This window comes from Acinetobacter gyllenbergii CIP 110306 = MTCC 11365 (genome assembly GCF_000413855.1).
Lineage (GTDB): Bacteria > Pseudomonadota > Gammaproteobacteria > Pseudomonadales > Moraxellaceae > Acinetobacter > Acinetobacter gyllenbergii.
The window spans coordinates 27,469-52,031 of record NZ_ATGG01000013.1 but is presented as its reverse complement, the minus strand read 5'-3'; the positions used below and the strand labels follow the sequence as shown (position 1 = coordinate 52,031).

Annotated in this window: 19 protein-coding genes; 3 read left to right on the top strand and 16 right to left on the bottom strand. The window is 41.4% G+C overall.

Features of this window, described 5'->3' with window-relative positions; all coding sequences use genetic code 11:
• Positions 1 to 21 precede the first annotated feature (21 nt).
• Positions 22 to 1,479: a DASS family sodium-coupled anion symporter gene (locus F957_RS11900; protein WP_016539830.1), complete on the top strand. Its 1,458-nt coding sequence runs from the start codon at positions 22 to 24 to the stop codon at positions 1,477 to 1,479.
• Positions 1,480 to 1,588: 109 nt separating this feature from the next.
• Here F957_RS11900 and F957_RS11905 read toward each other — a convergent pair whose 3' ends face one another.
• From F957_RS11905 to F957_RS11935, 7 genes are all read right to left on the bottom strand, one after another.
• Positions 1,589 to 1,810, bottom strand: a complete 222-nt coding sequence (locus F957_RS11905; protein WP_004806481.1) for a hypothetical protein — start codon at positions 1,808 to 1,810, stop codon at positions 1,589 to 1,591.
• A gap of 132 nt (positions 1,811 to 1,942) precedes the next feature.
• A complete protein-coding gene (locus tag F957_RS11910; RefSeq protein ID WP_016539829.1) occupies positions 1,943 to 3,370 on the bottom strand; it encodes a formylglycine-generating enzyme family protein in 1,428 nt (475 codons plus the stop codon).
• 322 nt (positions 3,371 to 3,692) lie between these two features.
• Positions 3,693 to 6,332, bottom strand: coding sequence for a bifunctional aconitate hydratase 2/2-methylisocitrate dehydratase (locus F957_RS11915; protein WP_016539828.1), 2,640 nt, complete (start codon positions 6,330 to 6,332; stop codon positions 3,693 to 3,695).
• A 260-nt stretch (positions 6,333 to 6,592) separates the two neighbouring features.
• A complete protein-coding gene (locus F957_RS11920) occupies positions 6,593 to 6,952 on the bottom strand; it encodes a hypothetical protein (protein WP_004806476.1) in 360 nt (119 codons plus the stop codon).
• A 102-nt stretch (positions 6,953 to 7,054) separates the two neighbouring features.
• Positions 7,055 to 7,540, bottom strand: coding sequence for a DUF4124 domain-containing protein (locus F957_RS11925; RefSeq protein WP_016539826.1), 486 nt, complete (start codon positions 7,538 to 7,540; stop codon positions 7,055 to 7,057).
• Positions 7,541 to 7,788: 248 nt separating this feature from the next.
• The gene (locus F957_RS11930) at positions 7,789 to 12,294 is read right to left on the bottom strand and encodes a translocation/assembly module TamB domain-containing protein (protein WP_016539825.1); all 4,506 of its coding nucleotides are present in this window, start codon (positions 12,292 to 12,294) and stop codon (positions 7,789 to 7,791) included.
• A 50-nt stretch (positions 12,295 to 12,344) separates the two neighbouring features.
• Positions 12,345 to 15,059 carry an autotransporter assembly complex protein TamA gene (locus F957_RS11935; RefSeq protein ID WP_016660301.1) on the bottom strand — a complete coding sequence of 905 codons (2,715 nt, stop codon included), beginning with the start codon at positions 15,057 to 15,059 and terminating at the stop codon, positions 12,345 to 12,347.
• 159 nt (positions 15,060 to 15,218) lie between these two features.
• Here F957_RS11935 and F957_RS11940 point away from each other — a divergent pair, with 159 nt between their 5' ends.
• Complete coding sequence (locus F957_RS11940; RefSeq protein ID WP_016539823.1) at positions 15,219 to 16,541, top strand: MFS transporter; 1,323 nt, start codon at positions 15,219 to 15,221, stop codon at positions 16,539 to 16,541.
• Between the two features lie 3 nt (positions 16,542 to 16,544).
• Positions 16,545 to 17,180, top strand: a complete 636-nt coding sequence (gene coq7, locus F957_RS11945) for a 2-polyprenyl-3-methyl-6-methoxy-1,4-benzoquinone monooxygenase (protein WP_016539822.1) — start codon at positions 16,545 to 16,547, stop codon at positions 17,178 to 17,180.
• Between the two features lie 59 nt (positions 17,181 to 17,239).
• Here coq7 and F957_RS11950 read toward each other — a convergent pair whose 3' ends face one another.
• The 9 genes from F957_RS11950 to F957_RS11990 all read right to left on the bottom strand — a co-directional run bounded on the left by F957_RS11950 (position 17,240) and on the right by F957_RS11990 (position 24,331).
• Positions 17,240 to 17,701, bottom strand: a complete 462-nt coding sequence (locus F957_RS11950; protein WP_016539821.1) for a hypothetical protein — start codon at positions 17,699 to 17,701, stop codon at positions 17,240 to 17,242.
• Between the two features lie 142 nt (positions 17,702 to 17,843).
• Positions 17,844 to 18,395 (bottom strand): DUF2799 domain-containing protein, encoded by a 552-nt coding sequence (locus F957_RS11955; protein ID WP_016539820.1) that lies wholly within the window; start codon positions 18,393 to 18,395, stop codon positions 17,844 to 17,846.
• Positions 18,396 to 18,438: 43 nt separating this feature from the next.
• Positions 18,439 to 18,873, bottom strand: a complete 435-nt coding sequence (locus F957_RS11960; protein WP_016539819.1) for a 2-amino-4-hydroxy-6-hydroxymethyldihydropteridine diphosphokinase — start codon at positions 18,871 to 18,873, stop codon at positions 18,439 to 18,441.
• Positions 18,830 to 19,210, bottom strand: a complete 381-nt coding sequence (folB, locus tag F957_RS11965; RefSeq protein ID WP_016539818.1) for a dihydroneopterin aldolase — start codon at positions 19,208 to 19,210, stop codon at positions 18,830 to 18,832. The genes F957_RS11960 and folB overlap by 44 nt, the downstream gene beginning before the upstream one ends.
• Before the next feature lie 26 nt (positions 19,211 to 19,236).
• Positions 19,237 to 20,535, bottom strand: a complete 1,299-nt coding sequence (locus F957_RS11970) for an ABC1 kinase family protein (protein ID WP_016539817.1) — start codon at positions 20,533 to 20,535, stop codon at positions 19,237 to 19,239.
• Between the two features lie 56 nt (positions 20,536 to 20,591).
• Positions 20,592 to 21,398 carry a HesA/MoeB/ThiF family protein gene (locus F957_RS11975; RefSeq protein ID WP_016660300.1) on the bottom strand — a complete coding sequence of 269 codons (807 nt, stop codon included), beginning with the start codon at positions 21,396 to 21,398 and terminating at the stop codon, positions 20,592 to 20,594.
• A 299-nt stretch (positions 21,399 to 21,697) separates the two neighbouring features.
• Positions 21,698 to 22,141, bottom strand: coding sequence for a hypothetical protein (locus F957_RS11980; protein ID WP_016660299.1), 444 nt, complete (start codon positions 22,139 to 22,141; stop codon positions 21,698 to 21,700).
• 57 nt (positions 22,142 to 22,198) lie between these two features.
• The gene (locus tag F957_RS11985; RefSeq protein WP_016660298.1) at positions 22,199 to 23,230 is read right to left on the bottom strand and encodes a lipase secretion chaperone; all 1,032 of its coding nucleotides are present in this window, start codon (positions 23,228 to 23,230) and stop codon (positions 22,199 to 22,201) included.
• 84 nt (positions 23,231 to 23,314) lie between these two features.
• Positions 23,315 to 24,331, bottom strand: a complete 1,017-nt coding sequence (locus F957_RS11990) for a lipase family alpha/beta hydrolase (RefSeq protein WP_016539814.1) — start codon at positions 24,329 to 24,331, stop codon at positions 23,315 to 23,317.
• Between the last annotated feature and the right edge of the window lie 232 nt (positions 24,332 to 24,563).

The window sequence follows — 24,563 nt, the reverse complement described above, 5'->3', positions numbered from 1 at the left end:
CGTACAACAAGGGGAAATTACATGGGATTTAAAGCTCTCCCGACGCTGATCTCTTTATTTATTGCATTAATTATCTGGTTCGTCATTCCTGTGCCTACAGGCGTTGATCCTGATGCATGGCATTTACTGGCGATGTTTGTTGGTGTCATTGCCGCCATTATTGGTAAAGCCATGCCGATTGGTGCGATTGCGATTATTGCCATTACTTTAGTCGCCGTGACAGGTGTGACTAATGACAGTCCAAGTGGTGCCATTCAAGATGCCCTCAGCAGTTTTGCCAACCCACTGATCTGGTTGATTGGTATTTCAATTATGATCTCCAAAGGTTTGCAAAAAACTGGATTGGGTGCACGCTTAGGCTATTTATTTATCGCCGTTTGGGGCAAGAAAACCATTGGTATCGGTTATAGCATGGTGCTGTCTGAACTGATTCTTGCACCTGTTACCCCAAGTAATACCGCACGTGGTGGCGGGATTATTCACCCGATTGTCCGTGCAATTTCCACCAGTTATGACTCTGACCCTGCTAAAGGTACTGAAGGTCGTATGGGGAAGTATTTAGCTTTGGTCAACTACCAAGCCAACCCGATTACATCTGCCATGTTTATTACCGCAACCGCTCCTAACCCTTTGGTGGTTGATCTGGTGGCGAAAGCAACCAACAGTAAGATTTCCTTGAGTTGGAGTACATGGGCACTGGCGATGTTATTACCTGGTTTGATTGCCTTGATCATCATGCCATTGATCATGTATTGGATGTATCCACCTGAAGTGAAAGAAACCCCAAATGCAGCTCAGTTTGCCAAAACCAAGTTAAAAGAAATGGGCCCTGTCAGCAAAAATGAAATCATTATGCTGGGCGTATTTGGGATTTTACTACTGTTATGGGCCGGCATTCTTGCCATGATTTTCGGTTCGGCTTGGGCGGTTGATCCCACCACGACAGCCTTTATTGGTTTAGGCTTGCTGCTGATTACGGGTGTACTGACTTGGGAAGATATCCTGACGCAAAAAAGCGCATGGGATACCATCACTTGGTTTGCGGCCTTGGTGATGATGGCGACTTATTTAAATAAGCTCGGTTTAATCACGTGGTTCTCAGGTGTGTTAGAAACAGGGATTGGTCATTTAGGACTCAGCTGGATGCCTGCCTGTTTATTGTTAATGCTTGCCTATCTGTATGCACATTATATGTTTGCCAGTACCACCGCACATATCACCGCCATGTTTGCCGCCTTCTATACGGCTGGACTGGCATTAGGTGCGCCACCGATGTTATTTGCCTTAATGATGGCAGCAGCTTCGAGCATCATGATGACCTTAACCCATTATGCAACGGGCACATCGCCTGTGGTATTCGGTTCAGGTTACACCACACTGGGTGAATGGTGGAAAGCGGGCTTTGTCATGAGTGTCGTCAATATCATCATCTTTGTGGTGATTGGCGGACTTTGGTGGAAAGTGTTGGGTTATTGGTAGGATGATTTAGTTTAAAAAAAGCCCCTTACGAAGGGGCTTTTTCATGTAACTAATTTGAAGGGTACTAGAATTATAAACCTACACAGCGAATAAAATGATATCAGCGTCATTAATCAGGCTTGATATCATAAACCCAGTTTCGTGCTTGTTGATCCGTCGTCGTTTCGCAGACGTAGTAATCTTGATGCCACGAGTCTTGATGGAAGATTTCCTTTTTGTGGTAGCTGACTTGTTTGCCATTTTCGACACAGATAAAACTGTCACCTTGATCTTTCACAGCTGAACCGTTAAGGAATCCACCAATACATAAGAAGCGGGATTGTTTCGCCATTTAATTAAATCAACTTTTTAAATCACTCATTTTCGAATAATTAAACGATGGATGATTTAAACTGTAAAGACAAAATTACGAGACCATATCAATTAAAACTACGAGATCGGCATCGTGGCATAATCTATAAGCTTAAATTTCTCTAACCACACGGAAACCCCACATGGTTGAACGCGCCTGAGACGAATAATAGGCATTACGGTAAGCCGTTCGTACATTATGTACGTTATAGATCCATGCACCACCACGCAATACAGGGAAATTACATAGACCATTATTTTCTGCACCCCAACGTACTGCTGTTGCAGGCGCACCTTGATAATTGGCATGCCAACAATCATCTACCCATTCACGCGCATTGGCGAGTACATCATATAAACCAAAAGCATTCGGTAAAAATGAGCCCACAGGTGCGGTATATGCATAAGCATCGTTACAGTTAAATGCCCGCCATGTGGCTGTATTGGTTTCTGTGGTCGTCGTGCTGACATCTAAAACATTGGCATACTTGCAGGCTTGATCACGCTCAGGGTCATTGCCCCAATAGAATGCAGTTGATGTCCCCGCCCGTGCTGCATATTCCCATTCAGCCTCAGTAGGCAAACGATAGGTTTTTCCTGTTTTTTCAGATAACCATGCTGCAAAAGCCTGACCATCTTCACGACGTACACACACAACGGGATCTTGAGCCGTTTGTGCAAACCCTGGATTACTCGGAGTTAAGTCATTGCGATACCACATATTGAACTCATCGTCTCGTGTTTCCCAACTTCGACATCCTTGCACTTCCCAGCCTGTTTCTTTCTGGAATTGCTGAAATTGAGCGACCGTGGTTTCATGCGAGGCCATTGCAAATGGTTGTGTAACATTGACTTGATGTTGAGGTAGTTCATAGGGTCTTGCCTGAGCTGGCACGCCCTCTCGCTCCTGCTCTTCCAATGTGCCACCCATTAGATAGCTTCCAGCGGGAATTACCGTCAACTCAGGACAAAAGCCATCTGAACAATCTTTAAATTTGAATGCTGCAACGGTATCTGCATTAACGTCGACATTGGTTAAACGTGCGGGTTGAATTGATACATTCATTTGTGGCGGTTTACTGAGCTGTTTTGTTAATAAATCAATCGTTCCCTGCCATTCATTCAGCATTTCACGCAGCATTGCAGGACGTTCCATACTCACGCCCGTACCGTCATAATCTGGCGCATTACAACGTTCACGGATAAAAGTGGCCTCAGAACCCAACTGAGTGAGCTTAGGCAACATACGCTGATCAATAAAAGCGGCTAAATTGTTCTGCTGCGTGGTTAATGACGCTCTTAAATCTTGCAAGGCGGTTAATGCTTTATGATTTTGTTCTATCGCATCTCGATATACCGCATCACATTGGTCATTTTTCCAAACAAGGTGCTGACTTAAAGCTGTTAAGGCCATTGTTGTTGTTTGCAGCTTAATGTCAGAATTTAATTTCTTCTTATCATCATCATTACAGGCTGCCAATAGGCACCCTGCGAGCACAATTCCTGCTGCTTTAGCATAAGCTTTGGCTAAAGTTTCCATCATCAAACTCCTTTTTATATGATTGAATAAAACCCTGTATGTTTACGCTAAACACAGTAGACACTGAGCTTGAGCATAAACAGTAAAGTTTATTGTTCATGAATAATTAAAATGTATTGATGATTTAATTAGCATAGAAAAGAAGCAAATTTGAAAATGCTCAAGAAAAAATACAGATTAAAGTTATTCTGAAAAGTAAATCTTCATTTTTAATACATTCACTTTGCCTAAATTGTTAAGTCACATCTGGCATAACGATTAGGCACAATATCAAAAAAATAAGGGCTGATTACTCAGCCCTTATTTTTAGCTCACTAACGTATTAGGTCAATTGAGCAGCTTGGATTTTCTTGGTATCAACTTGATCAGCTTCTTTTGTATATTCGCTCATCTTGTCGAAGTTCAAGTATTTGTAGATGTCAGCAGAAGCGCTGTCGATTTGTGACGCGTACTGTTGATATTCTTCTGGGCTTGGTAATTTACCAAGAACCGCAGCTACAGATGCAAGCTCAGCAGAAGCTAAGTAAACGTTTGCACCTTGACCTAAACGGTTCGGGAAGTTACGAGTAGAAGTCGATACACATGTTGTGTTCGGTGCTACACGTGCTTGGTTACCCATACACAATGAACAGCCTGGCATCTCTGTACGCGCACCAGCACGACCATAGATGTTATACAAGCCTTCTTCCATCAATTGATGCTCGTCCATACGAGTTGGTGGAGCCAACCATAAACGAGTAGACAATGAACCACCAGGTACTTTGTCAAGTAACTGACCCGCTGCACGGAAGTGACCGATGTTAGTCATACAAGAACCGATGAATACTTCATCAATCTTGTCGCCTTGAACATCAGAAAGAAGTTTCGCGTCATCTGGATCGTTCGGGCAGCAAAGAATTGGTTCTTTGATGTCAGCAAGATCGATTTCGTAAACTTTTAAATATTCTGCATCAGCATCTGCTTTCAACAAGCTTGGGTTATCTAACCACTTCTGCATGTTTTCAGCACGACGCGCCATTGTACGCGCATCTCCATAACCTTCTGCGATCATCCACTTCAACATGGTGATGTTAGAACGTAAGTATTCAGCAACTTTCTCTTCAGAAAGTGTGATTGAACAACCAGCAGCAGAACGCTCAGCAGATGCATCAGAAAGTTCGAATGCTTGCTCAACCGTCAAGTCATTTTCCATTTCTGATAAATCGATCTCAAGGATACGACCAGAGAAGATGTTTTTCTTACCTTTCTTCTCTACAGTTAAGTCACCCGCTTGAATTGCGTAGTAAGGAATTGCATGTACAAGGTCACGTAAAGTGATACCAGGTTGCATTTTACCTTTGAACTTAACCAGTACAGACTCAGGCATATCAAGTGGCATAACGCCAGTTGCAGCTGCGAATGCAACAAGACCAGAACCCGCTGGGAAAGAAATACCGATTGGGAAACGTGTATGTGAGTCACCACCAGTACCAACAGTATCTGGAAGTAACATACGGTTTAACCAAGAGTGGATAATACCGTCACCTGGACGTAAAGATACACCACCACGGTTCATAATGAAGTCAGGTAATGTATGGTGAGTTGTTACGTCAACTGGTTTTGGATACGCAGCAGTGTGACAGAAAGACTGCATCACTAAGTCAGCTGAGAAGCCCAAGCACGCCAAGTCTTTTAACTCATCACGCGTCATCGGACCTGTTGTATCTTGAGAACCAACAGTGGTCATCTTCGGTTCACAGTAAGTACCCGGACGGATACCTTGGCCTTCAGCTAAACCACATGCACGACCAACCATTTTCTGCGCTTGTGTAAAGCCTTTGCCAGTGTCAGCAGGTTGTACTGGTGTACGGAACAATGCTGATGGTGCAAGACCTAATTCTTCACGCGCTTTTGCAGTCAAACCACGACCGATGATCAAGTTAATACGACCACCAGCACGTACTTCGTCTAAAAGTACAGGCGTTTTAAGCTCAGCTTCTGCAATTTGTGCACCGTCTTTGAATGCAGTTACTTTTGCAGCAGCGTGATCAATTTTCAATACAACTTCGTCGCCCATGTTCATGTTGGCAACGTCGATTTCTACAGGTAATGCACCTGCATCTTCCATTGTGTTGAAGAAAATTGGTGCAATCTTAGAACCTAAGCACACACCACCATCTTTTTTGTTTGGAATGTGTGGAAGTTCGTCACCGAAGAACCAAAGTACAGAGTTCGTTGCAGATTTACGAGAAGAACCAGTACCAACAACGTCACCCACGTAAGCAACTTGGTTGCCTTTCGCGATCAATTCTTTGATTTGGTTTAATGGACCAACTTCACCTGGTTTTTCAGGGTTGATACCGTCACGCTCGTTTTTCAACATTGCGTTTGCGTGTAATGGGATGTCTGGACGGCTCCAAGCGTCTTGCGCTGGAGACAAGTCATCGGTATTGGTCTCACCTGTTACTTTGAACACAGTGATTTTGATTTCTTCTGGAACGTCAGCACGGCTTGTGAACCATTCTGCATCAGCCCAAGATTGTAATACTGCTTTAGCGGCAGCATTGCCTGCTTTTGCTTTGTCAGCTACGTCATGGAACGCATCAAATACAAGCAGTGTTTTCTTTAATGCTTCAGCCGCTAATTCTGCAAGCTCAGCATTGTCTAGAAGTTCAACAAGTGGTGCTACGTTATAACCACCAAGCATTGTACCTAGTAAGTAAACGGCACGTTCTTTAGATACGAGTGGAGAGGTTGCTTCGCCTTTTGCAACAGCAGCTAAGAAAGCAGCTTTTACATATGCAGCTTGGTCAACACCTGCTGGAACACGATTTTCTAGTAAATCTACTAAATAAGCTTCTTCACCTGCTGGTGGATTTTTTAATAAGGCTACGAGTTCAGCAGTTTGAGCATCATCAAGTGGCTTCGGTGGGACTCCGAGTGCGGCACGTTCTTCAACGTGTTGGCGGTAAGCTTCTAGCACAGTGTTATTCCTCTTTTCTAAAAAATTACTTGTAAGTTCCAGCTTGCTACAAGCTTTACAAGTAATGTGGACAAGTAAAATTTTACTAGACTTCGCGTTAAATGTTAATGCAACTACCGTATTTCTACGTGATGCCCATTATTTTATAGCGAAATGTTCATCCCTTTGAAATACCGCTTTGGTCTTAGGTTAAAGTCTAATAAAACAATAAATTACATCCATAAAAAAAGACAAACGGTGTTGTCTTTTTTATATACACATTAAAAAAGTTTATAGTTTGGCAGCTTGTCATGTGGGGTAACCAAGCATTCTTCCATAAACTGTTTCTTTAAATTTTCACGTAATGCTTCTGGATCTTTTTTCAATTGATCAACAGGAAGTGCATAAACTGTATCCAAAATTTTAAAGATAAATTTACGTGTCATCTCATCTTCAATCTTTGCCGCATATTCCGTTGCTTGTTTTTGCTCTATTCCATTTTGACGATCTAGCGTAATCGAACGTGCTGCGTTGCCCACACTGACGCAATAGCCATGCCATTGTTCTTCAGGGGTTAACGGCTTTTTCTCAGCACAACCAGCCAAAACTAAACCTATTGCAATAAACAAAACTTTTTTCATCATCATACTGCGGCTAATTTGATGCACACATCATACTGAAACTTGTTGATTTTGCAAAAGGAAGCCTTTAAAACCATGCTTTCCGTAATAAAAACATACAAATCATTTGCTACAGCGCATGTTATTGCCTAACTTTTGACATTTTCCACCATTGGCAGAGAGGTATGTCGTTCCTGCGACGAGATTATAGGACTTACCTTTCATATCCCAACATCTAACCCCATTGCAGTTTTTGACAGGGATAAGCATGTCACTTGTCGCGCTAAGATTGCTTGTTGCTGCGGTGGTCGCAGTGACAGGCTTAGTCGATGTTGTTGCGGCAGTTGCGGTTACTGTTGTAATTTTTGGCTCTTTGAGCGTAGTCACCGTTTGTACATTTGCTTGTTGCGCGACCGTAGTATTGGCATTCTTTTTTACAGGATCAAGTTGAGGTTCTTGTCTTTGTACAGGTTGCGGTGTTGCGGAATAAGTGGTGACCCCTTTGGCATCAACCCACTTATAGTATTCCTTGGCATTGACTTGGAGTGTCGAACTGAAGAGCACTAAGCCAAGCACTGCCCAAAGCTGACCAAAAGTGACAGATTTCATTTATTTTCTCCAAAAAATGTCATAAAATCGTTTATTTTCAATAAGTTATATTAATTCTATCACATTTTTCATTTTCTAAAATCATTGGTTATAAAATCTGTTTAAAAAGTTTCCTCAAACCATTAGTCCGCATTAATTTTATGTGAATGCTTTTTGAAGGTTCGGGCTGTTTTACACTTATAAAAAAAGAGGAACTATTTCAGAGAAATAATTCCTCTTTGTGATGCTAAACCAAACTTAGAGTCAGCTTAGAATCTCCAGTTATAGAATACGTCAATCGCACGTTCTAAGGACTGACTCGCTTCCAGATATAAACGACGGTTCATCTGATAACGCAAGGTTAATTTATTTACTGGGGTAAACACACCAATACCATAGCGAATAAACAGATCTGGCGTGATATAGCCTGTCAGACTCACTTGCGTATCATCACCTGTACCCTGTGCGTCCAATGCCAAACCACTCAAACCAAAGGTTCGACCAATCTGGTTAGTCAAGGCTCGCGTACCGCCCAAGCCCATACTAATACCCGCAGCAGCAATGGTGTTATTGACGTCAGACTTAAAGCCTTCGGTATTACTTAAACCACTGTTACCTTCATTAATACGACCTGTCAGTAAGGCATTTAATGCTTCTTGTTCAGACAAGCCTGCATCGTTATAAATTTGAATATTCGGTACAGTGGCTGTTCCTGTGACACGCACACCAACCATGCTACCTTGAACTGGCTTATTGGCATCAATATCCAGTGTTGGGTTAGCCAACGGCCCATTGAAACGTGCAATTGCTCGGTTCAAATCAAGACTTTGTCCATAGGCTTCGATCTTCACCTTTTGACTGACGCCAATCGCACCATTGGCACGCATGGCTGTTTCTAAACCACGCTGCGATAAGTGCAAACGACCGACCAATGGAATGGTACTTTCGAAACCTTGGAAAATGACTTGGTTGCCTAAACTTACGGTCATATCGGCGCGAATATCCCACGGTTTAGCTGCTTTTAAAGTTGCCAGCAAGTCTTGACCTTGTTGAACCACACGCACATCAGGTGATAAGTTCACCACCGTCGCAGAACTTTCTGGCATCGAGATACGCGCACGCGGCACATCAATTTTCCCTTTCAAGCTTAAACGCTGCGCAAAAGGATAAACATCCAAGCTTAAATCAGGCTCTACAATCGCCGTGATCATTGGTGCTTGGCGTACCAATAAGTTTTCACCTTTCAGGGTCAGATTTAAATGTGGGTCATTTTTCCAATCAAAATTACCCTTCAAACGTCCAACACCTTGACCACTATTAAATGCGCCATCAATACTGGCAGATTGCTGACGTATAGAAGAATACAGCTGAATATTACTTAAATTCACTGGCAGAGAGATCATCGAAATTGCACCATTTTTCAAGCGCATCTCACCGACAAACTCAGGTTGAGTTAAAGTTCCATTCATTTTACCTGCCAAGGCCAGAGTCCCTGACATTGAGCGTACATCTTTGATAAATGGCTTAAACACTTTCAACTGCACATCATTAAATGCAACTTCACCACGCATTGGCATATTGGCTTGATATGGATTAACAATCACATTGGCATAACCTGTCCCAATGTCTGGTGTTTTCATATCGACACGTAACAACAAACCTTCGCTGATACTTTTCGCAATCAAACTCAATTCATCATAAGTGACCGTTGTAGCAGGATCTTGAGGATCATCTGCCGCCAATCCAATTTCACCTTTCTGGGTGACTAAACGCGCGTCCAGCTTCGGATGACTCCCCTGAGCCCAAGACGCTTTGGCATAGCCATTCAGTTGGCCTGTGACCGCTAAACCTTCAGGCATGAAGGCGGTAAAGTCTTTTAAATCTAGATTTTTGGTAATAAAGGAGAAGCTACCTTTAGCTTTGCTAAGGCGCGCAGGCTGATCTAGACATAATTGGCTACTCGAACTCTGCCAGCAATGCTGACCGACATACAATTCCTGTTGTGCCGTGGTATAGATAATCGGCGCACTTTGGTTTTGTACCAAACTGATATTACGCGAAGTAAAGTTACCTTTTTGCAATTGGCCTAACCAGTCGTTCTTCGGATTAAAACCACCTGCCAGTTGTAAATAGAAATTCGATTGACGGTTTTTACTCTCTACCTTTAACACATGTGCCTTGCGCGTTCCCGCTAGATTCACGGTTGCATGTTCGATTTCACGATTGCCATTACGCAAACGGTCTAAAGTTGCAGTCAACTGAGTAGGTGTGGTTTCAGAAGTTGGCAATTCACCTTGCACTTTTAATGAACGAATCGTCACCAGATCATTAAAGGCGAAATTATCAACCATCATATTTGCGGTTACTTTTAGGCGTGGCTGTGACTGTACATTTAAACTACCGTATGCACGACCACGCAAGCCCGGATAAAGCTCATATAAAGCAGGCGCATTCAACTTAATACGTAAATTTTGTGCATTGCCTGTGGCTTGCAACTGATTCTGTGCGTAGGCAAAGAATAAGTCATTGGCTTCGAATTGTTGTGGTAAGAAACCCGTTTGATTCGAATCAAGCAATAAACTCAGATTACCGCGACCACGAATTGGTTTGTTATTCAGGAAGCCTGCAACATTGAGCTGACGAATATCAATCCGTTTCAGTTTATCCGACCAAACACCAAGTGTTTTAACCCGTCCAGAAACTTCACCTTTGACACTTGAAACAAAATATTGAGGTTTAAAGCGTACCAATGAGGCATCAATATCCCACCCTAGTTTATCTTTGAGGTTGACCGCACCCGTTGCAAAGATCTTTCCAGCAATCCCATCGTGATTAAGTTCATTAATCTTGATGTAATCAGGCGTACCTGCAACCTTAATCTTTAAAATGCCATTAGCTTGATTCAAGGCATTCAAAGAACCATCATAATCCACGGCAAAACTTTTAAATCCACCACCAGCTTTTTCATCATGGAAAATCAGAGCTGTCGAACTTTTACCTTTTAAGGCAATTGTTTCAGCTTTATTTTCTTGTGGTAACTGACCAGTTAAATCAATTTGTTCAAAACGAATGATTTGTTGATTTGGTTTGGCATAACCAATGGCTTTGATTTCACCATTCAATAGATTGATTGGGGCAGCCGCAGCAATGCTTTGCGGATTAAAATTCTGTGCTTTGAGCTGAGCTTGCCACGAAAGTTGCTGCTTTTCGGTTGGTAACTTAACTTTGGCCTGACCCGACAAGCTGCCTTTTTCCGCTTCATAGCGAAAACTTTCCACATTTAATAGATCGCCTTTTACATCTAAACGCGCATCATATTTTCCTGTTGGCAATAAAGCCTGCTCATGAGGACGAATCGTTGTGGTGAGGTAAATATCTTGCTGACCTTCTTTTAAAGTCAGATTGGTATGACCTTCTTCACTACTGAGCCAGCCGATATAAGGCATGGCACGATCAATCCCTTTCCATGACACATCAAGCAACATCGGTTGTGCTTTATGGTCTTTTTCTTCCGCTTGGTCCAGCTGAACCGCCCAAGTCTCAAACTTATCAAATGCAAGCTGTGCATTCAGCGCCAAACCTTTTTCCATTGAACCTGTCGAGTTCAGGCTCGCATCCAAGTTCGGAGGTAAAAAATCTTGTGCAATTTGCGGTACGGTTTTGTCTTTCGGATCCAAGCCTTCTAAACGACCTTTGACATCCCAAGACACATGATCCTGCCAGTTTACAAAACCGAGCAAGCTGACCACCCCACCCATCAATTGGCCATTAAACTCACGGATATTCAATTGATGAGTTAAATCAGTATCCATCAGTGCTGTATATTGCCCCTCTGGCACTTGCTCGCCTTTAAGGTCTGTATTCAACGTTAAAATCAGTTTCTGGATGTCGCCATTAAATTTTGCAATACCATCTTTTGCAAACAGCTTTTGATCTTTGAGTAATGGCAAATGATAGTTTTTAAAGAACAGCTCACCATTCATCGGCACATGTTCACGTACAGGATGGACGACCGCCCAACCTGTGAGCAGGTCTGGAGTTCGAGTTGCCACGCCAACTTTTAAGGTATCTAGAGACCCTCTGGCTGCAACTTTAATGACATCAATATCCAAACTTTTAAGTGCAGGAATGATCAGATCAGCAGTCGCATTGAGCGGATATTTACCACTAAAATCCATCTCTCCTGAAGCATTGTTAACTGCTAAAAACTCCATTTTCATGCGTGAGTCTTCGAACTTTAATTTGGTTTCTGACCATAAAGCATCTTTTAGATAAATATCGCTAAAATCGACTTTCGAAGTAGTGGTTTGCAATTGCAAATAGTCGAGCTTGGCTTCATCAACCCGTAATACAAAAGGAAGTTTGATCGGATCAAATCCAAACGGTTTGCCTGATGGTGGTTTCTTATCAAGAATCTTTAGATTACGAACATCAGCATGGCTAAGATGCACTTCTTTTTTTAGAATCGCTCGCCACCCCAAAGACACATCGGCACGATCTAAAGAAACATCAATTCCCTCCAGTCGCACTAACACATTTTTTAAAATAATGCCTGAAAGCAGATTACCGCTTTCATATTCGTATTTAATGGTTTTCTGGCTTTGAAGTACACGGTCTAATAGAAAACGGCTACCCTTATCCGTTGACATCATCACAAGCAAAGAACTGACCAGTAATAAAAGAATGATCAGCACAATCAGCACAATATTTCGAGCAATGCGCCGTGGTGGTCTTGGTTTTGTTGGAGGGGTAAGTTGCTGTTCTACTTCCGTCATAATCAACCCGAGATTGTTTTGCCCTGATTAAATACAGGGCTAAAAAAGTTTTAAAGCTGTGGCCCAATAAAGAAATGTAATCGAATTGGATTATTATCATTAGAAATGCCCGATGCGATATCTAATCGAATTGGTCCAATTGGCGATCTCCAGCGGATACCAACACCCACACTATATTCTGTTGGGTTACTAAATTGTTTGTCATAAGCGTTACCAAAGTCCGAGAACACTGCAGCACGCCAGCCATCTTTAAATTGATAATTGTATTCTAAGGAGCCAACCCCTAAGGCTTGACCACCGATCTTATAGCCGTTTTCTTCAGGTGATAGGCTTTTATAGTCGAAACCACGTAAAGACTGATCACCACCCGTAAAGAAACGTAAGTTATAAGGAACTTTATTAAAGTCATCGGTAAAAATATAGCTTGCATCGCCACGACCGACAAATTGGTGATTGTCGTTTTCACCCAATGAATAGATAAAACGCCAACCCGCACTTACGATTGCCATATTGGCATCTGAGAGTAAAGACTCTGTACCCAGTTCAACTTTATAGGTTTGTTTAAAACCTTTGGTTGGATTCAAACGGGTATTGCTATTGGTTTTAGATGCTTCATAACCTAAGAGCAAAGATTCTTGCTCAGAATCAATTCCTGAAACTTTAAAAGCATCTGGCAACTCATCGACATTGACATCACCTTTTTTAGTGAGTCGGTCTAAACGATAACGCAAACCAAAAGTATGTTGCCAATCACCCAATGGATTTTTAATGACACGTTCACCACCCAGTACTGCAGATTCAACCAATAAGTTGACATCTGGACCAATGTCATCGCGGGTTTCACGCTCATAACCACCAACAAGGTTGAAATAGTCATTTAACGGATGTTTATAAGGAATACTATAACGACCATCAATCGACTGTCGGATTTCAGAGACCTCGACGTTCGCGTCAAAAGAGTGACCATATTTATTGACAATGGCACGACGGTATTGCGTACGAATACGTGCACCCGTATCGGTACCATAACCAATACCTGTCTCAAGGCTGTTTAAACGATCAGCATTTAGCGTCACGACCACAGGAATTTTGCGCTCTGCCCGTGCTTGTTCTTCGAGCTTCTGACGTTCTTCATCGTCGTCGTCATGTGCTGGTAACACTGGCATTGAACGCGCCAAAGCAGGTTGCGCTGGTTCTGCACCAGAGAACTGTGATTCATCCACCACGTCCTGTGTCACCTCTTGCGCAGAGGTGACTTTTGCACGAGCCAGATCTGCCTTCTGTTGACTGCTCATCAATTGCGATTCTTGCACACGTTGTTGATCAACCAAAGCCTGTAGGTCAGGTGGTAAATCTAGGGGGGGTTGAATGGCATCAGGCTTGATCGTATCAACCAAGGTATAGTTAAAATAACGACTATTGGTTAAATTATTTGCCAATGCATTGACACGCCAGAAAGCATAATCATCATCCTCTTTCCAAGGTGCTAAACTGTCGAGAACCTTTTGGGTGAGCGGCAATGGTTTACTCGGATCACTCATCCGATACTCAACTTTCTTTAACTTATAGCGCTCGCCCGTTTCATAATTTAAATTAATTTCAGCAGTTTTTTCTGGTTGAGTGATTTTGACATCATGCAATCGCCAAAATGCATCGAAATAACCGTTATCCGAAGCCACCGTAGTAATTTTAGTTTTGGTTGCTTCATAAGCGCCGTGATTAAAAATATCACCGACATCTTGCTCTGGAATTAATCGAATCACTTGGAATTGAGGTGTATTAGCGCCTGCACCCGTAAATTCAATATTTTGTTCTTTAATTTTGACGGGTTCATTTGGAACCACAATCACCTTCACTTTGCTATCACTTTCTTTCACAAAGGTATAAGTGGCATTGTAATAGCCTACCGCTTGCGCCGCCTGATTGGTCAAAGCACGCAATTGCGGTAAGGCAACATTAAAATCCTCAAAAGACTCTTGGGTGAAGCTAGACAATTTAGCTTTGATATTTAATGCCAAAATCGCAGGTGCGCCAGTCACATCTGCGGAAATACGCGGAATTTTATCGGTATTGAGTAAATTATCTGGACGAAAACGATTTACAATTCGTTTAAAGAATCCAACCTTTTCCTGCGGTTGATCAGACTTAGGCTGCAATTCAGCTAAAGTTTTACCTGTTTCATTGGCCTCCACCACGATTTTACTGTCTGCTTGAATCTCACCCATCAGTTGATCAATATTCAGTGGTGCTTGTTTAATTTCAGTCAGTTCAGTCTGTGATGCATCAGCGATGATAGGCTCAGGATTTCTTGCGGTGTTTTCTCGATACGCTTGTGCTTGATTTTTTGCATCTTCAGCAACACGGAAGATTTCATTTGCCATGTTTTGATCGACAGGGATTACAGGCAGATTTTCTAAATTGTCATCCAACTGAATCGGTTTTAATTCGCTAATTTGATTAGTGGATTGTTCTTGTTCTTTTAGCGCTGCCAAACTGTCTTGCCCAGGCAATACCCCTTGATCCGCAAGATTGATTGCTGGCGCTGTTGGTGCTAATGCAGGAGCTGCCAGTTCAATGGCTGGTTCGGTCTGTTCAAGCGCTTGATTTTCAGGCACAGCCGAATTTTGTTCTTGTGCATAAGCAACTGATATGCAAGAACTAATTAAAAAACCACTACAAATAAGTTTAGGAAAACCCTGCATTTTAAAAATTAAATGCATAGAATGAACCAGTGTCGACTGTTTAAACTTCGTTTTAGATGGCATGTAAAACTCTAAATTTGTTTTTTAATTTATCGTTTTTGATGGGTGAAATAACTTCAAATCTTTGATTTTTCATCCAATCAGACCTAGGTATCATACATGCATTTCATCACATTTTTACAGTTCGTCACATTTTTTTATAAATCACAATGAAGTGAACACATGATGAAACAAGATGAGCACTTAATGACATCACGTCGGTTTGCCCCGATGTTTTTCACACAGTTCTTTGGCGCACTGAATGATAATGTATATAAGCAAGCGCTACTGCTAGTGATTACCTATGGGTGGATTCAACAACAAAGTGCATCAATCAGCACATTAAACAATTTAGCAGCCCTATTGTTCATTTTGCCCTACTTCTTTTTTTCAGCGACTGCCGGCCAAATCGCAGATAAATACGAACGCTCACAACTGATTCGCTTTATTAAAATATTAGAAATCGTGATCATGTTGATTGGTACTGCTGGCTTCCTGCTTGGGAATTTATGGTTACTGTTATTTGCCTTGTTTTTAATGGGCACCCATTCCACTTGTTTTGGTCCAATCAAATATGCCATTTTGCCTGAAATTTTAAAGCCGCAAGAGTTGATGTCAGGCAATGCCTTGTTTCAGTCAGGTACATCGATTGCAATTTTGCTGGGGATGATTTTAGGTGGTGCAGTGATTGCCACTTCAGAAGGTAATCTACTTTGGATCAGTGTCACTGTTATCACTATTGCTTGCTTAGGCTATTTGTGTAGCCGTTTTATCTTGCCGCAGAAAGTCGCCGCACCTGATTTAAAAATTGACTGGAACTTTATTCGTACCAGTTTTCAGACTATCCAATATGCCAAAAGTATCCCCGTTGTATTTGTAATTTTGTTGGGTAACTCTTGGTACTGGTTCTACGGTGCAACCTATTTAACCCAGATTCCGCAACTGACGCAACAAAACCTACATGCCTCAGAAAATGTAGTGAGTCTATTACTCACCTTTTTCTCGGTTGGTATTGGCGTCGGTTCTTTACTTTGCAGAAAAATCGGGGGTTCGGATATTAATATCAAGATGGTGCCCTATGGCGCAATTGGTTTAACAGTTTTTGCGCTATATCTAGCAGCAAGCCTTGCCTTTGTCCCTGAGCGTACAGGTGAATTACTCAACTTAAAAGATATGTTTACGCTCGGTGCTGTCTATTACCATGTCATGCTGGCAGTGACTTTACTGGGCATTAGTGGTGGATTTTATATTGTGCCACTCTATGCCATGATGCAGGCCTATTCACCACGCTCACATCGTGCGCGTGTTGTCGCAGCAAATAACATTTTAAATGCTGTATTTATGGTCTCTTCTGCAGTTTTCTCTATTTTAATCTTAAGCTTTTTAAAAATTGATATTAAAATCTTATTTACCATTACCGCTGTTTTAAGTGCGATTTTTTCATTTTGGTTATTAAAACGCCTAAAACCTTTATTAGAAAATGCACCCAATACATTAGAGGATTAATATATGCGTCATTACACCGGTCTCGATAAACTTATTAATTCCTTTGATCAAGCCTTACGTAGTTTAGTTCCTGGTGCGACTAGTGCGCAGCGCAGCAACCCAGCCGATGAAGAAGCATCACAACTCTGTGTCAGTGATGCCCGTCATGTTGCTGGCTTGATGCGCGTCAATCATAGTGGTGAGGTGTGTGCTCAAGCGCTCTATCACGGTCAGGCACTCACCGCAAAACTACCGCATGTGCGTGAAGAAATGCAGCAAGCAGCAATTGAAGAACAAGACCATTTGGCATGGTGCGAAGACCGCTTAAAAGAATTGGATAGCCACACCAGTGTATTAAATCCAATTTGGTACGGCCTATCTTATGGGATGGGTGCAATTGCAGGTATTGCAGGCGACAAATACAGCTTGGGTTTTGTAGCTGAAACTGAACGCCAAGTGAGTCAGCATTTGCAAGAGCATATTCAGCAACTACCTGCTCATGATGAACGTTCACGGAAAATCCTCGTACAAATGAATGAAGACGAGTTACATCATCGTGATACTGCCTTAGAGGCTGGTGGTGTGAACCTACCCGCGCCTGTGCGGATTACTATGACCGCTATTTCGAAACTCATGACTAAAACCAGTTATTATCTTTAACTTATCCAAGGGAATTATCGAAAGCTAATTCCCTTTTGATTTAGCTTACATCATCAAAATTAACGAAACACAATTTTACCTTTATCGGTCGAATAACGGTCACTCCAAAAGCTTTGCGATTGCTTGTCCAAATCGGTAAAAATAGTGTAATCAATTTTACCTTGTCTAAAACTCAATTGGTCATTCTTCTTCACCGCAATAACGCGTGTGTCATTCACCCAAACTCGCTGTTGCTGATCAATTTTAATTACAGCCAAAGCTGTGCCATCTGATCTTTCTGCAATCCACTGCGGTTGCTGTGTTATTGATGCACTTGGACTTGCTACATCTACCGTTTGCTCGACAAAACCCGCCTTGCTATTTTCCTCTTTACTTTTGCTAATATCGCAACCTTGTGCTTCACTGACTTGAGTACAACCTGATTGTTCTAATTGTTGTCTATATTTGGCATCAATTGCATAGGCTGAGTTCATGCTGCCACAGAGGATAATCCCTAGAGCAATAAGTAACTTGGCTTGCATAAATAATTCCTTCATTATTCGCTTGTTATCTATTTAAACATCCCTGTATACAGGCGTATGTAACTCAAATGTGTTTCGTCACAAACAAAAATCCATGGGCTTAGCCATGGATTTTTTTTATCAGATGTTAAAACTGAACGGTTCAATATAAACCATGTTCGGCCTTAAAGCGTTCTAGATCTCTGACAGCCTGATGATAACGTGACTGCACCCAACTGCTATTGATGCGTAAATCGTATAAACTTTTTTTATACTCTTCCCGAACTTTGGTCGGCAGATCTTTACGCTCCAGCTCTTTTAAATAACGGTTCATATCATTTTGGGAGCGATTAAACTCCGTATCTGCCTGATAGTATTCATAGGCGACCTGATAGTAACTACGCAAGGATTCACGCTTTTCAATTGGGCAAACGCGTATATCACCACGACCTTCTAAAGCCTCATTAAAGATATTTTCTGGTCGACAATAATAGCCCAAGCCTTTTTGATAACCTTGTTCATACAGCTTTTGATTCGGTACAATATTGGCTTTTTGGCAGGAAGAATAATATTTATCTAAGCGTGAATCACGTCCTTCTGAACCATCTTTTTCACCTACATTGAACCAATTTGCTGTTTTACATTGCTCGACACTCATGGTCGCACAGCCCGAAAGTAAAACCGTTAAAGTTGATAAAAGTAAAACTATTTTCATCAAGAATTCTTCCTAATTATTATCGCATTAGCCACTCAAACAATTACATTGTAATGACAGGATAATGCATACTTTGAAGATAAGTTAAATCTGCATGCTGCCATAAATCATATAAAGGAATTTTGACATCCAAAGCCAATGGTAGCTTTTTTGGATTAAATTGCATACGGTCTAAAGTTTCACCCCATGCAATCACATCAATATCCAAACTGATCTGATGCGATGGGCGAACCCGACCAGATTGCGCTTCTAGTTTTTTCAGAATTTCAGTCACCTCATCAACACTGAGTCGGCTTTTTAATAAACAGGCTGAATTCCAATAATCAGCACCAATTCCATCCCGACATGGAATTTCATAAATTGGAGAAAATTCCACTGTGCCTAAACCTGCGATTTGTTGATAAGCAAAAGTGAAATTCTGTTGTTGCTTGAGATTACTCGCCAGTGCGAGCGCAAAAATTGTTTCTGTTGCGTTCAAGGCGAATTCCTACTGCATTGGCTTGTGCAATGATGGCGGGTTTGCGAATGGTGATACTGATCGATTCGATCGAGGGGAAAGTCGTAAATAGACATTCAAGTACCAATTGTGCTGCATGCTCAATTAGTTTGGGTTTGGCTTGTTGAATCACCTGTGCTGCAAGCTCACAGATTTGCGCATAGTTGAGCGTATCTTCTAGCTCATCTGATTGTGCAGCTTGCGTTAGATCATTATGAATAGTGAGATCTAGCATTAAAGGTTGAATAATTTGGCGTTCCCAACTGAAACAACCAATGACAGTATCAACCTTCAACCCTTCAATTATAATGGCATCCATAATGACCTAATGAACCGATAAATAAATTAATGCTTTAAAAACGAAGCAGGTTCAATATTGTGAACCATTTTTAAACGTTGGTCAGCATAAATATCGGTATATGGTGCGAGAACACGCATGAAACGATCAAAATATAGCATTTGCTTGAATAACAAAGCGAAGTCACGCGGGAATTTGATACCGTGACGCTCACCGACAGCCACCATATCCATCATGATGTCATTCAAATCTGCTGGATTAGAACTCAGAATTTCTTGTGGATCTGCCAATAACACACCACTAAATAAACGTTCTAAATCATCAGCCAAGACTTGAGTATCAATTTTCTGATGGGTCATACCCATTTTCAGCATGTTCTCAGCCATTGCATTGTAATTGGTATGCTGTAAAGCATCCATAAACGCCATACATGCGGTCCAAACTTCCGGGTTTAACTGACCAACAATACCAAAATCAATAAAACCGATACGACCATCTTCCAGCAGCATCAAATTGCCAGCGTGTAAATCAGCATGGAAACTCTTACACAGCATTAAACTACCAAACCAAGTATTCATGGCTGTAATCAAGACCTGTGTTGGGTCTTTGGCATATTGTTTGACCACATCAAAGTCAGTCAATGACACGCCATATAAACGCTGCATGGTCAGCACACGGCGCGTTGAAAACTGGTGATAAACTTTTGGCGCAGTTGCCGCTTGGTTACCTGACACATTCAAGTACTGAATAAAGTCATCCAGATTCTGAGCCTCTTCAATAAAATCAACTTCACGCACCATCCGTGTTTTGATCTCATCCACGATTTCAGAAAGCGATGCAAACTTGATTTTTGGAACAGCTCTTTCAAGCAACTTTGTTGCCCAATGCACCACATTCAAGTCAGTATAAAGAATGGTTTCAACACCTGGCTTTTGCACCTTTAAAACCACATCTTCGCCCGTGACCAATCGAGCGGCGTGGACTTGTGCAATTGAAGCCGAAGCCAAAGGCTTTTCATCAATAAAACTAAAAATTTCATTGAGATTACGCCCTTCAAACTCTTCTGCCAAAACTTTTTGGATATAGCTAAATGGTAAAGTTGGCGTTTGATCTAAACAGCCTTGGAATTCCTGAACGTATTCACGCGGGAATAAAGACGGCGTACTGGCAATAAATTGCCCCAGTTTGATATAAGTCGAACCAAGCGACTCAAAGGTCTCACGCATCAGTTTGGCGTTGCTTGGTCTTTCAGTTGCATACCTCACACCTGCTTGTGCTGCAACCACCACTGTTTCACCAATACGTGCAACAGAGCGTAATCCATCGAATAAAATATTTCTTTTCATAATCTTTCTTGCCTCACAGATGGCATTAGTTTAGCAAATTTTGCTCAATTTACCGATCAAGTTGCCTGACAAACAGGACAATTTATATCTTTTTCAAATTTAAGAATACGTTGCGTTAAATTTAAGCCATTCCAAAGCAATAGTTTTTGCTTGAGTGGGGTCAAACCTAAGCCTAAAAACAGTAAAGTGTGATGTGCTTGTAATGACGCTATCATTACAGGAGTGGTAGCTAATACACCCGACTCCGCACAACGTAGCCCTTCATTGGCATGATCTTCTTTCGGAAACAGGCATTCATAACAGGCTGAATCAGCATCCACCATAAACATCTGCCCTTCAAAACCTATTGCTGACGCACTAATCAGAGGTACTTGATGTTTTCTACATACTGCATTAACCAGATAACGGGTGGCAAAGTTATCACAGCCATCTAAGACTGCATCTTGATGCTGTACGAGTTCATCAGCATTCGTTTCATCGAATCGTATATTTTGATAACTGACCTGTATATGCGGATTAATGTCTTTTAGATGCTTTGCCAGTATTTCTGCTTTGTATCGACCTAAATCTTTTGTCGTAAAGGCAATTTGTCTTTGCAGATTACTCATTTCAATCGTATCGGCATCGACAATGGTAATTTTACCTACACCTGCACGTGCTAACAGCTCGGCACTGGTACAGCCGATACCGCCTGCGCCGATTATTAGCACATTGGCAAGTTTTAGTTTTTCTTGTGCTTCGATATCCCAACCATCTAATAAAATCTGACGACTATAGAGATGCATTTCCTCATTACTTAGCTCAAATTCGTTTTCTAAATGGTCTGACACGGGACTTACTTCTTTATCATCAAGAGTGTTCATGATTTTAAGTCGATGTAGGTTCTGAGGAAAGTAATAAATTAGAACCAACACTGTTTTCTTTTGACAAAAAGCTATTTTTACCCCAATATTTTTCTTACTCTTTAACAGTTTAATAAAATCAATAAGTTACCACATCAGTTAGAAATTTTGGGTATTAAAGCCTTTTTGAGTATAACTTCATGTTTTAGCTTATGTTATTTTCATTATTTTATAGTTCATGACGGCATACGTCATTTAGAAATTAAGCGGGCTTTATCAATTCTTGTTCGATTAGTTCATGACGGCATACGTCACATAAATTAATGTTCTAACTGGAGATAAGATTTAAACTGAAAACCCCGATGTACCAAAGAATTGAAAGAAATAGGAAATCGAATTCTTGCAGTTTGTAATACTTGAAGAACCCATGTTTTTTCAGCTAAAAATTCAAATAAGATCTTATCATCACATATCCTCGGGCCAGTAAAGATATCTGTCTGATAAACCAGCCCAATCCACAATGTCTCCAACAAGCTATTTTTATCCAGATCGACTAACGCCAAAGTTAAAGTTTCCTCAAAGATACAATCATGGGTAAGGAAAAGCAGATAGCAGTGAGAATATACACAAACCACACCTTCTAACACTTTACCCTCAACCACAACCCCTGTCTTTTTTCCCTTAATCACGACTTCCGACTGGGGCAAACTCTTATCTGTCATATCTTGGATCAATGCTAAACCAATATAATCAGCCACATACATATTCAAACTTACCTAATAAAATTATTACTGATTATATTTACATCTATTCCTTTTGCCCTACTTCCGATCATGCATCATTTCATATGACTGCGCTCTTAATAAATCTTCTTTAGTTCCAAAGGATTGATTACGCAACTGATCAATTGACTGCTGTTTACTGGCATCCGTGGCATCACTCTTTAAAATCTGGTCACGTGCTGCCAAGTAACCATTGACCTGTGTTTGCCATCCTGCTTCTTCTTGATCAACTTTCTCTAAACGATCCGCCGCTTCTGGCCCTAGTAAACTTTCACGCATATTCCGTAGCTCTTGAGCAGAACCACCCTTTTCCCGCACCTCTTGGGTTAATTGCTGCAATTCAGTAAATTGCATCGAAACCCGAACGCCATCCGCCAGTGTGCTCGGAAGTTGATCAATCAGTTTCGCCAATTCAGCTGCCTTTTGCTGAGCGTTCAGGGTTTTATTGGCATGGATACGCATTTGATCAATATTAAACTGATTCAGATTACGTTCATTGCCAAATAAGGCATTGATCTCAGCTGCATTAAAAAACTGCTGCTGTACTTTATACATCTGATCAATCACTTTCTGAAAGCCTTCAATATCACCCGTCTTAAAGTTGCCCGTTGGTTTTATATTTTTTAAGGCATGGGTATAGGCCACATATTGATCTAACAGATAACTTGCATAACTCGAAGCTGTGTCAGGTAAAGTCGCAGTGAGATACTGTCGAATATCGGCAATCAGTTCAGTTTCAGTTTTTTCACCTAAACTGGAAAAGAAATAGTCGAAACAGCTACGAATACCGACCGTCAAAATTAATTTACCGTTGGCATCGACCTGAATTGGACAATCAATTTCTGTACCGCGTAATGAAGCAGCCAATTCTGGCATTTTGCCTTTTTGATTATTTTGCTGGCCAGCTTCAAAACCATTGCCTATAAGCTGTGATTGAGCCTGTTGGCTTGGCTCATGTGGCGTATTTTGAGCATCTGGTTTAAATATCCAGTAGATTAAAGCCAACAAGAGCAATAAACATACAATCAAAACTAAGCTAATGGTTTTATTATTTAAAAATTTACCGTTCATCATCCCTTGCTCTATTTATCATTCTTTCTTTGTTTGAACCGTTAAACATGACAGGAGCAACGGATTGCTCCTGTCATCAATGAATTATAAGCCTAGATTTTTCAGACGATTTGCCTGAGTCCGATAAGGGGTGACTGGATTTTGTAAGAATCCAACTAAACCCAGAATTTGATTGACTTCATCCAAATGGTTAAATGCGTAATTGTCACGAATCACAGTACCCAAATGGCTCGAACAACGTGGCACTAAGCCATCATTTTCCCCTGAAATCAGTAACGATGTTGCAGTTAATGCATAGTCCATCGGATCTAATGCATTGGTAAATGGACTGGTTCCACTCCAAGAATAATAACGTACACCATTGACCAGTTCAGTACCCGAACCACATGCTGTGGTTGGTACACCTGCTGGAAAACGTTGGTTAAAGTTGGCTGAACCGCTAGTGGTTAATGAATTTAAGCCCGCCAGTGCATCTTGATCATAATAATGTCCTGAACCAATCCCCACTAGCGAGAAGAAGGCATTCACCCCTGCTGCGATCACAGGTGCCAAGACTGGCCCCGCAGGTGATTTAACCACTGAATCGACCACATCAGCCACATCAGATCCTTTGGTAGGCCCACCGACTGCTGTGACTGACGCAACTTTGTTTGGCAACAAACTCGCGACATAACGAACTGATTGAGAGCCATGACTATGGCCAATCAAATTAATTTTCTCTGCACCTGTAATCGCTAACACTTGTTTTGCCTGTAGCAATAATTGCTCACCACGTGCTTCCGAAGAATTAAACGAGGCTTGCTGTGCAACAAATACATTTGCACCATTACCGACCAAGTCTTCAGTAATTCCGTTCCAGTATTGCAAAGGACCTACGGCTGAGAAACCTGCCATCCCGTGCGCCAAGAGAATTGGATACTTGGTTTTCGCATAACTTGATGTAACACTGGTGCTACCGCCGACTGAACAAGAGTTCACATTACAGTTTTGCCATGATGCCTTGGGTGCAAAAAAATCAAACAAACCTGCGTGTACCACAGATCCGCTGCTCACCACCATGCCTGCCATCAGCGCCATGACATTTAAATATTTTTTCTTCACGTTTTGCTCCTAGCATTTTTCATTTTTATTACAACGATTTAGTCTTTTTCTTCGTATCTGGAATCATTCCGAGCATACAAACGACTGGCAAAATTATACTCCTTGGAAATTTTGTGTGATTTTTAGACTAAAACAAACTGTGCCAAAATCATAACAATTCGTGCCAAAATTACGCTAGATTGAATAAATTCCGATGAATGCACATTTTCAAATCATACTCACTGCTTTAAGT

What these genes read in the sequence shown, in the direction of transcription:
- F957_RS11900 (WP_016539830.1), top strand. Translation starts at nt 22, where the DNA reads ATGGGATTTAAAGCTCTCCCGACGCTGATCTCTTTATTTATTGCATTA.
- F957_RS11905 (WP_004806481.1), bottom strand. Translation starts at nt 1,810, where the DNA reads ATGGCGAAACAATCCCGCTTCTTATGTATTGGTGGATTCCTTAACGGT.
- F957_RS11910 (WP_016539829.1), bottom strand. Translation starts at nt 3,370, where the DNA reads ATGGAAACTTTAGCCAAAGCTTATGCTAAAGCAGCAGGAATTGTGCTC.
- F957_RS11920 (WP_004806476.1), bottom strand. Translation starts at nt 6,952, where the DNA reads ATGAAAAAAGTTTTGTTTATTGCAATAGGTTTAGTTTTGGCTGGTTGT.
- F957_RS11925 (WP_016539826.1), bottom strand. Translation starts at nt 7,540, where the DNA reads ATGAAATCTGTCACTTTTGGTCAGCTTTGGGCAGTGCTTGGCTTAGTG.
- F957_RS11930 (WP_016539825.1), bottom strand. Translation starts at nt 12,294, where the DNA reads ATGACGGAAGTAGAACAGCAACTTACCCCTCCAACAAAACCAAGACCA.
- F957_RS11935 (WP_016660301.1), bottom strand. Translation starts at nt 15,059, where the DNA reads ATGCCATCTAAAACGAAGTTTAAACAGTCGACACTGGTTCATTCTATG.
- F957_RS11940 (WP_016539823.1), top strand. Translation starts at nt 15,219, where the DNA reads ATGATGAAACAAGATGAGCACTTAATGACATCACGTCGGTTTGCCCCG.
- coq7 (WP_016539822.1), top strand. Translation starts at nt 16,545, where the DNA reads ATGCGTCATTACACCGGTCTCGATAAACTTATTAATTCCTTTGATCAA.
- F957_RS11950 (WP_016539821.1), bottom strand. Translation starts at nt 17,701, where the DNA reads ATGCAAGCCAAGTTACTTATTGCTCTAGGGATTATCCTCTGTGGCAGC.
- F957_RS11955 (WP_016539820.1), bottom strand. Translation starts at nt 18,395, where the DNA reads ATGAAAATAGTTTTACTTTTATCAACTTTAACGGTTTTACTTTCGGGC.
- folB (WP_016539818.1), bottom strand. Translation starts at nt 19,210, where the DNA reads ATGGATGCCATTATAATTGAAGGGTTGAAGGTTGATACTGTCATTGGT.
- F957_RS11970 (WP_016539817.1), bottom strand. Translation starts at nt 20,535, where the DNA reads ATGAAAAGAAATATTTTATTCGATGGATTACGCTCTGTTGCACGTATT.
- F957_RS11975 (WP_016660300.1), bottom strand. Translation starts at nt 21,398, where the DNA reads ATGAACACTCTTGATGATAAAGAAGTAAGTCCCGTGTCAGACCATTTA.
- F957_RS11980 (WP_016660299.1), bottom strand. Translation starts at nt 22,141, where the DNA reads ATGTATGTGGCTGATTATATTGGTTTAGCATTGATCCAAGATATGACA.
- F957_RS11985 (WP_016660298.1), bottom strand. Translation starts at nt 23,230, where the DNA reads ATGAACGGTAAATTTTTAAATAATAAAACCATTAGCTTAGTTTTGATT.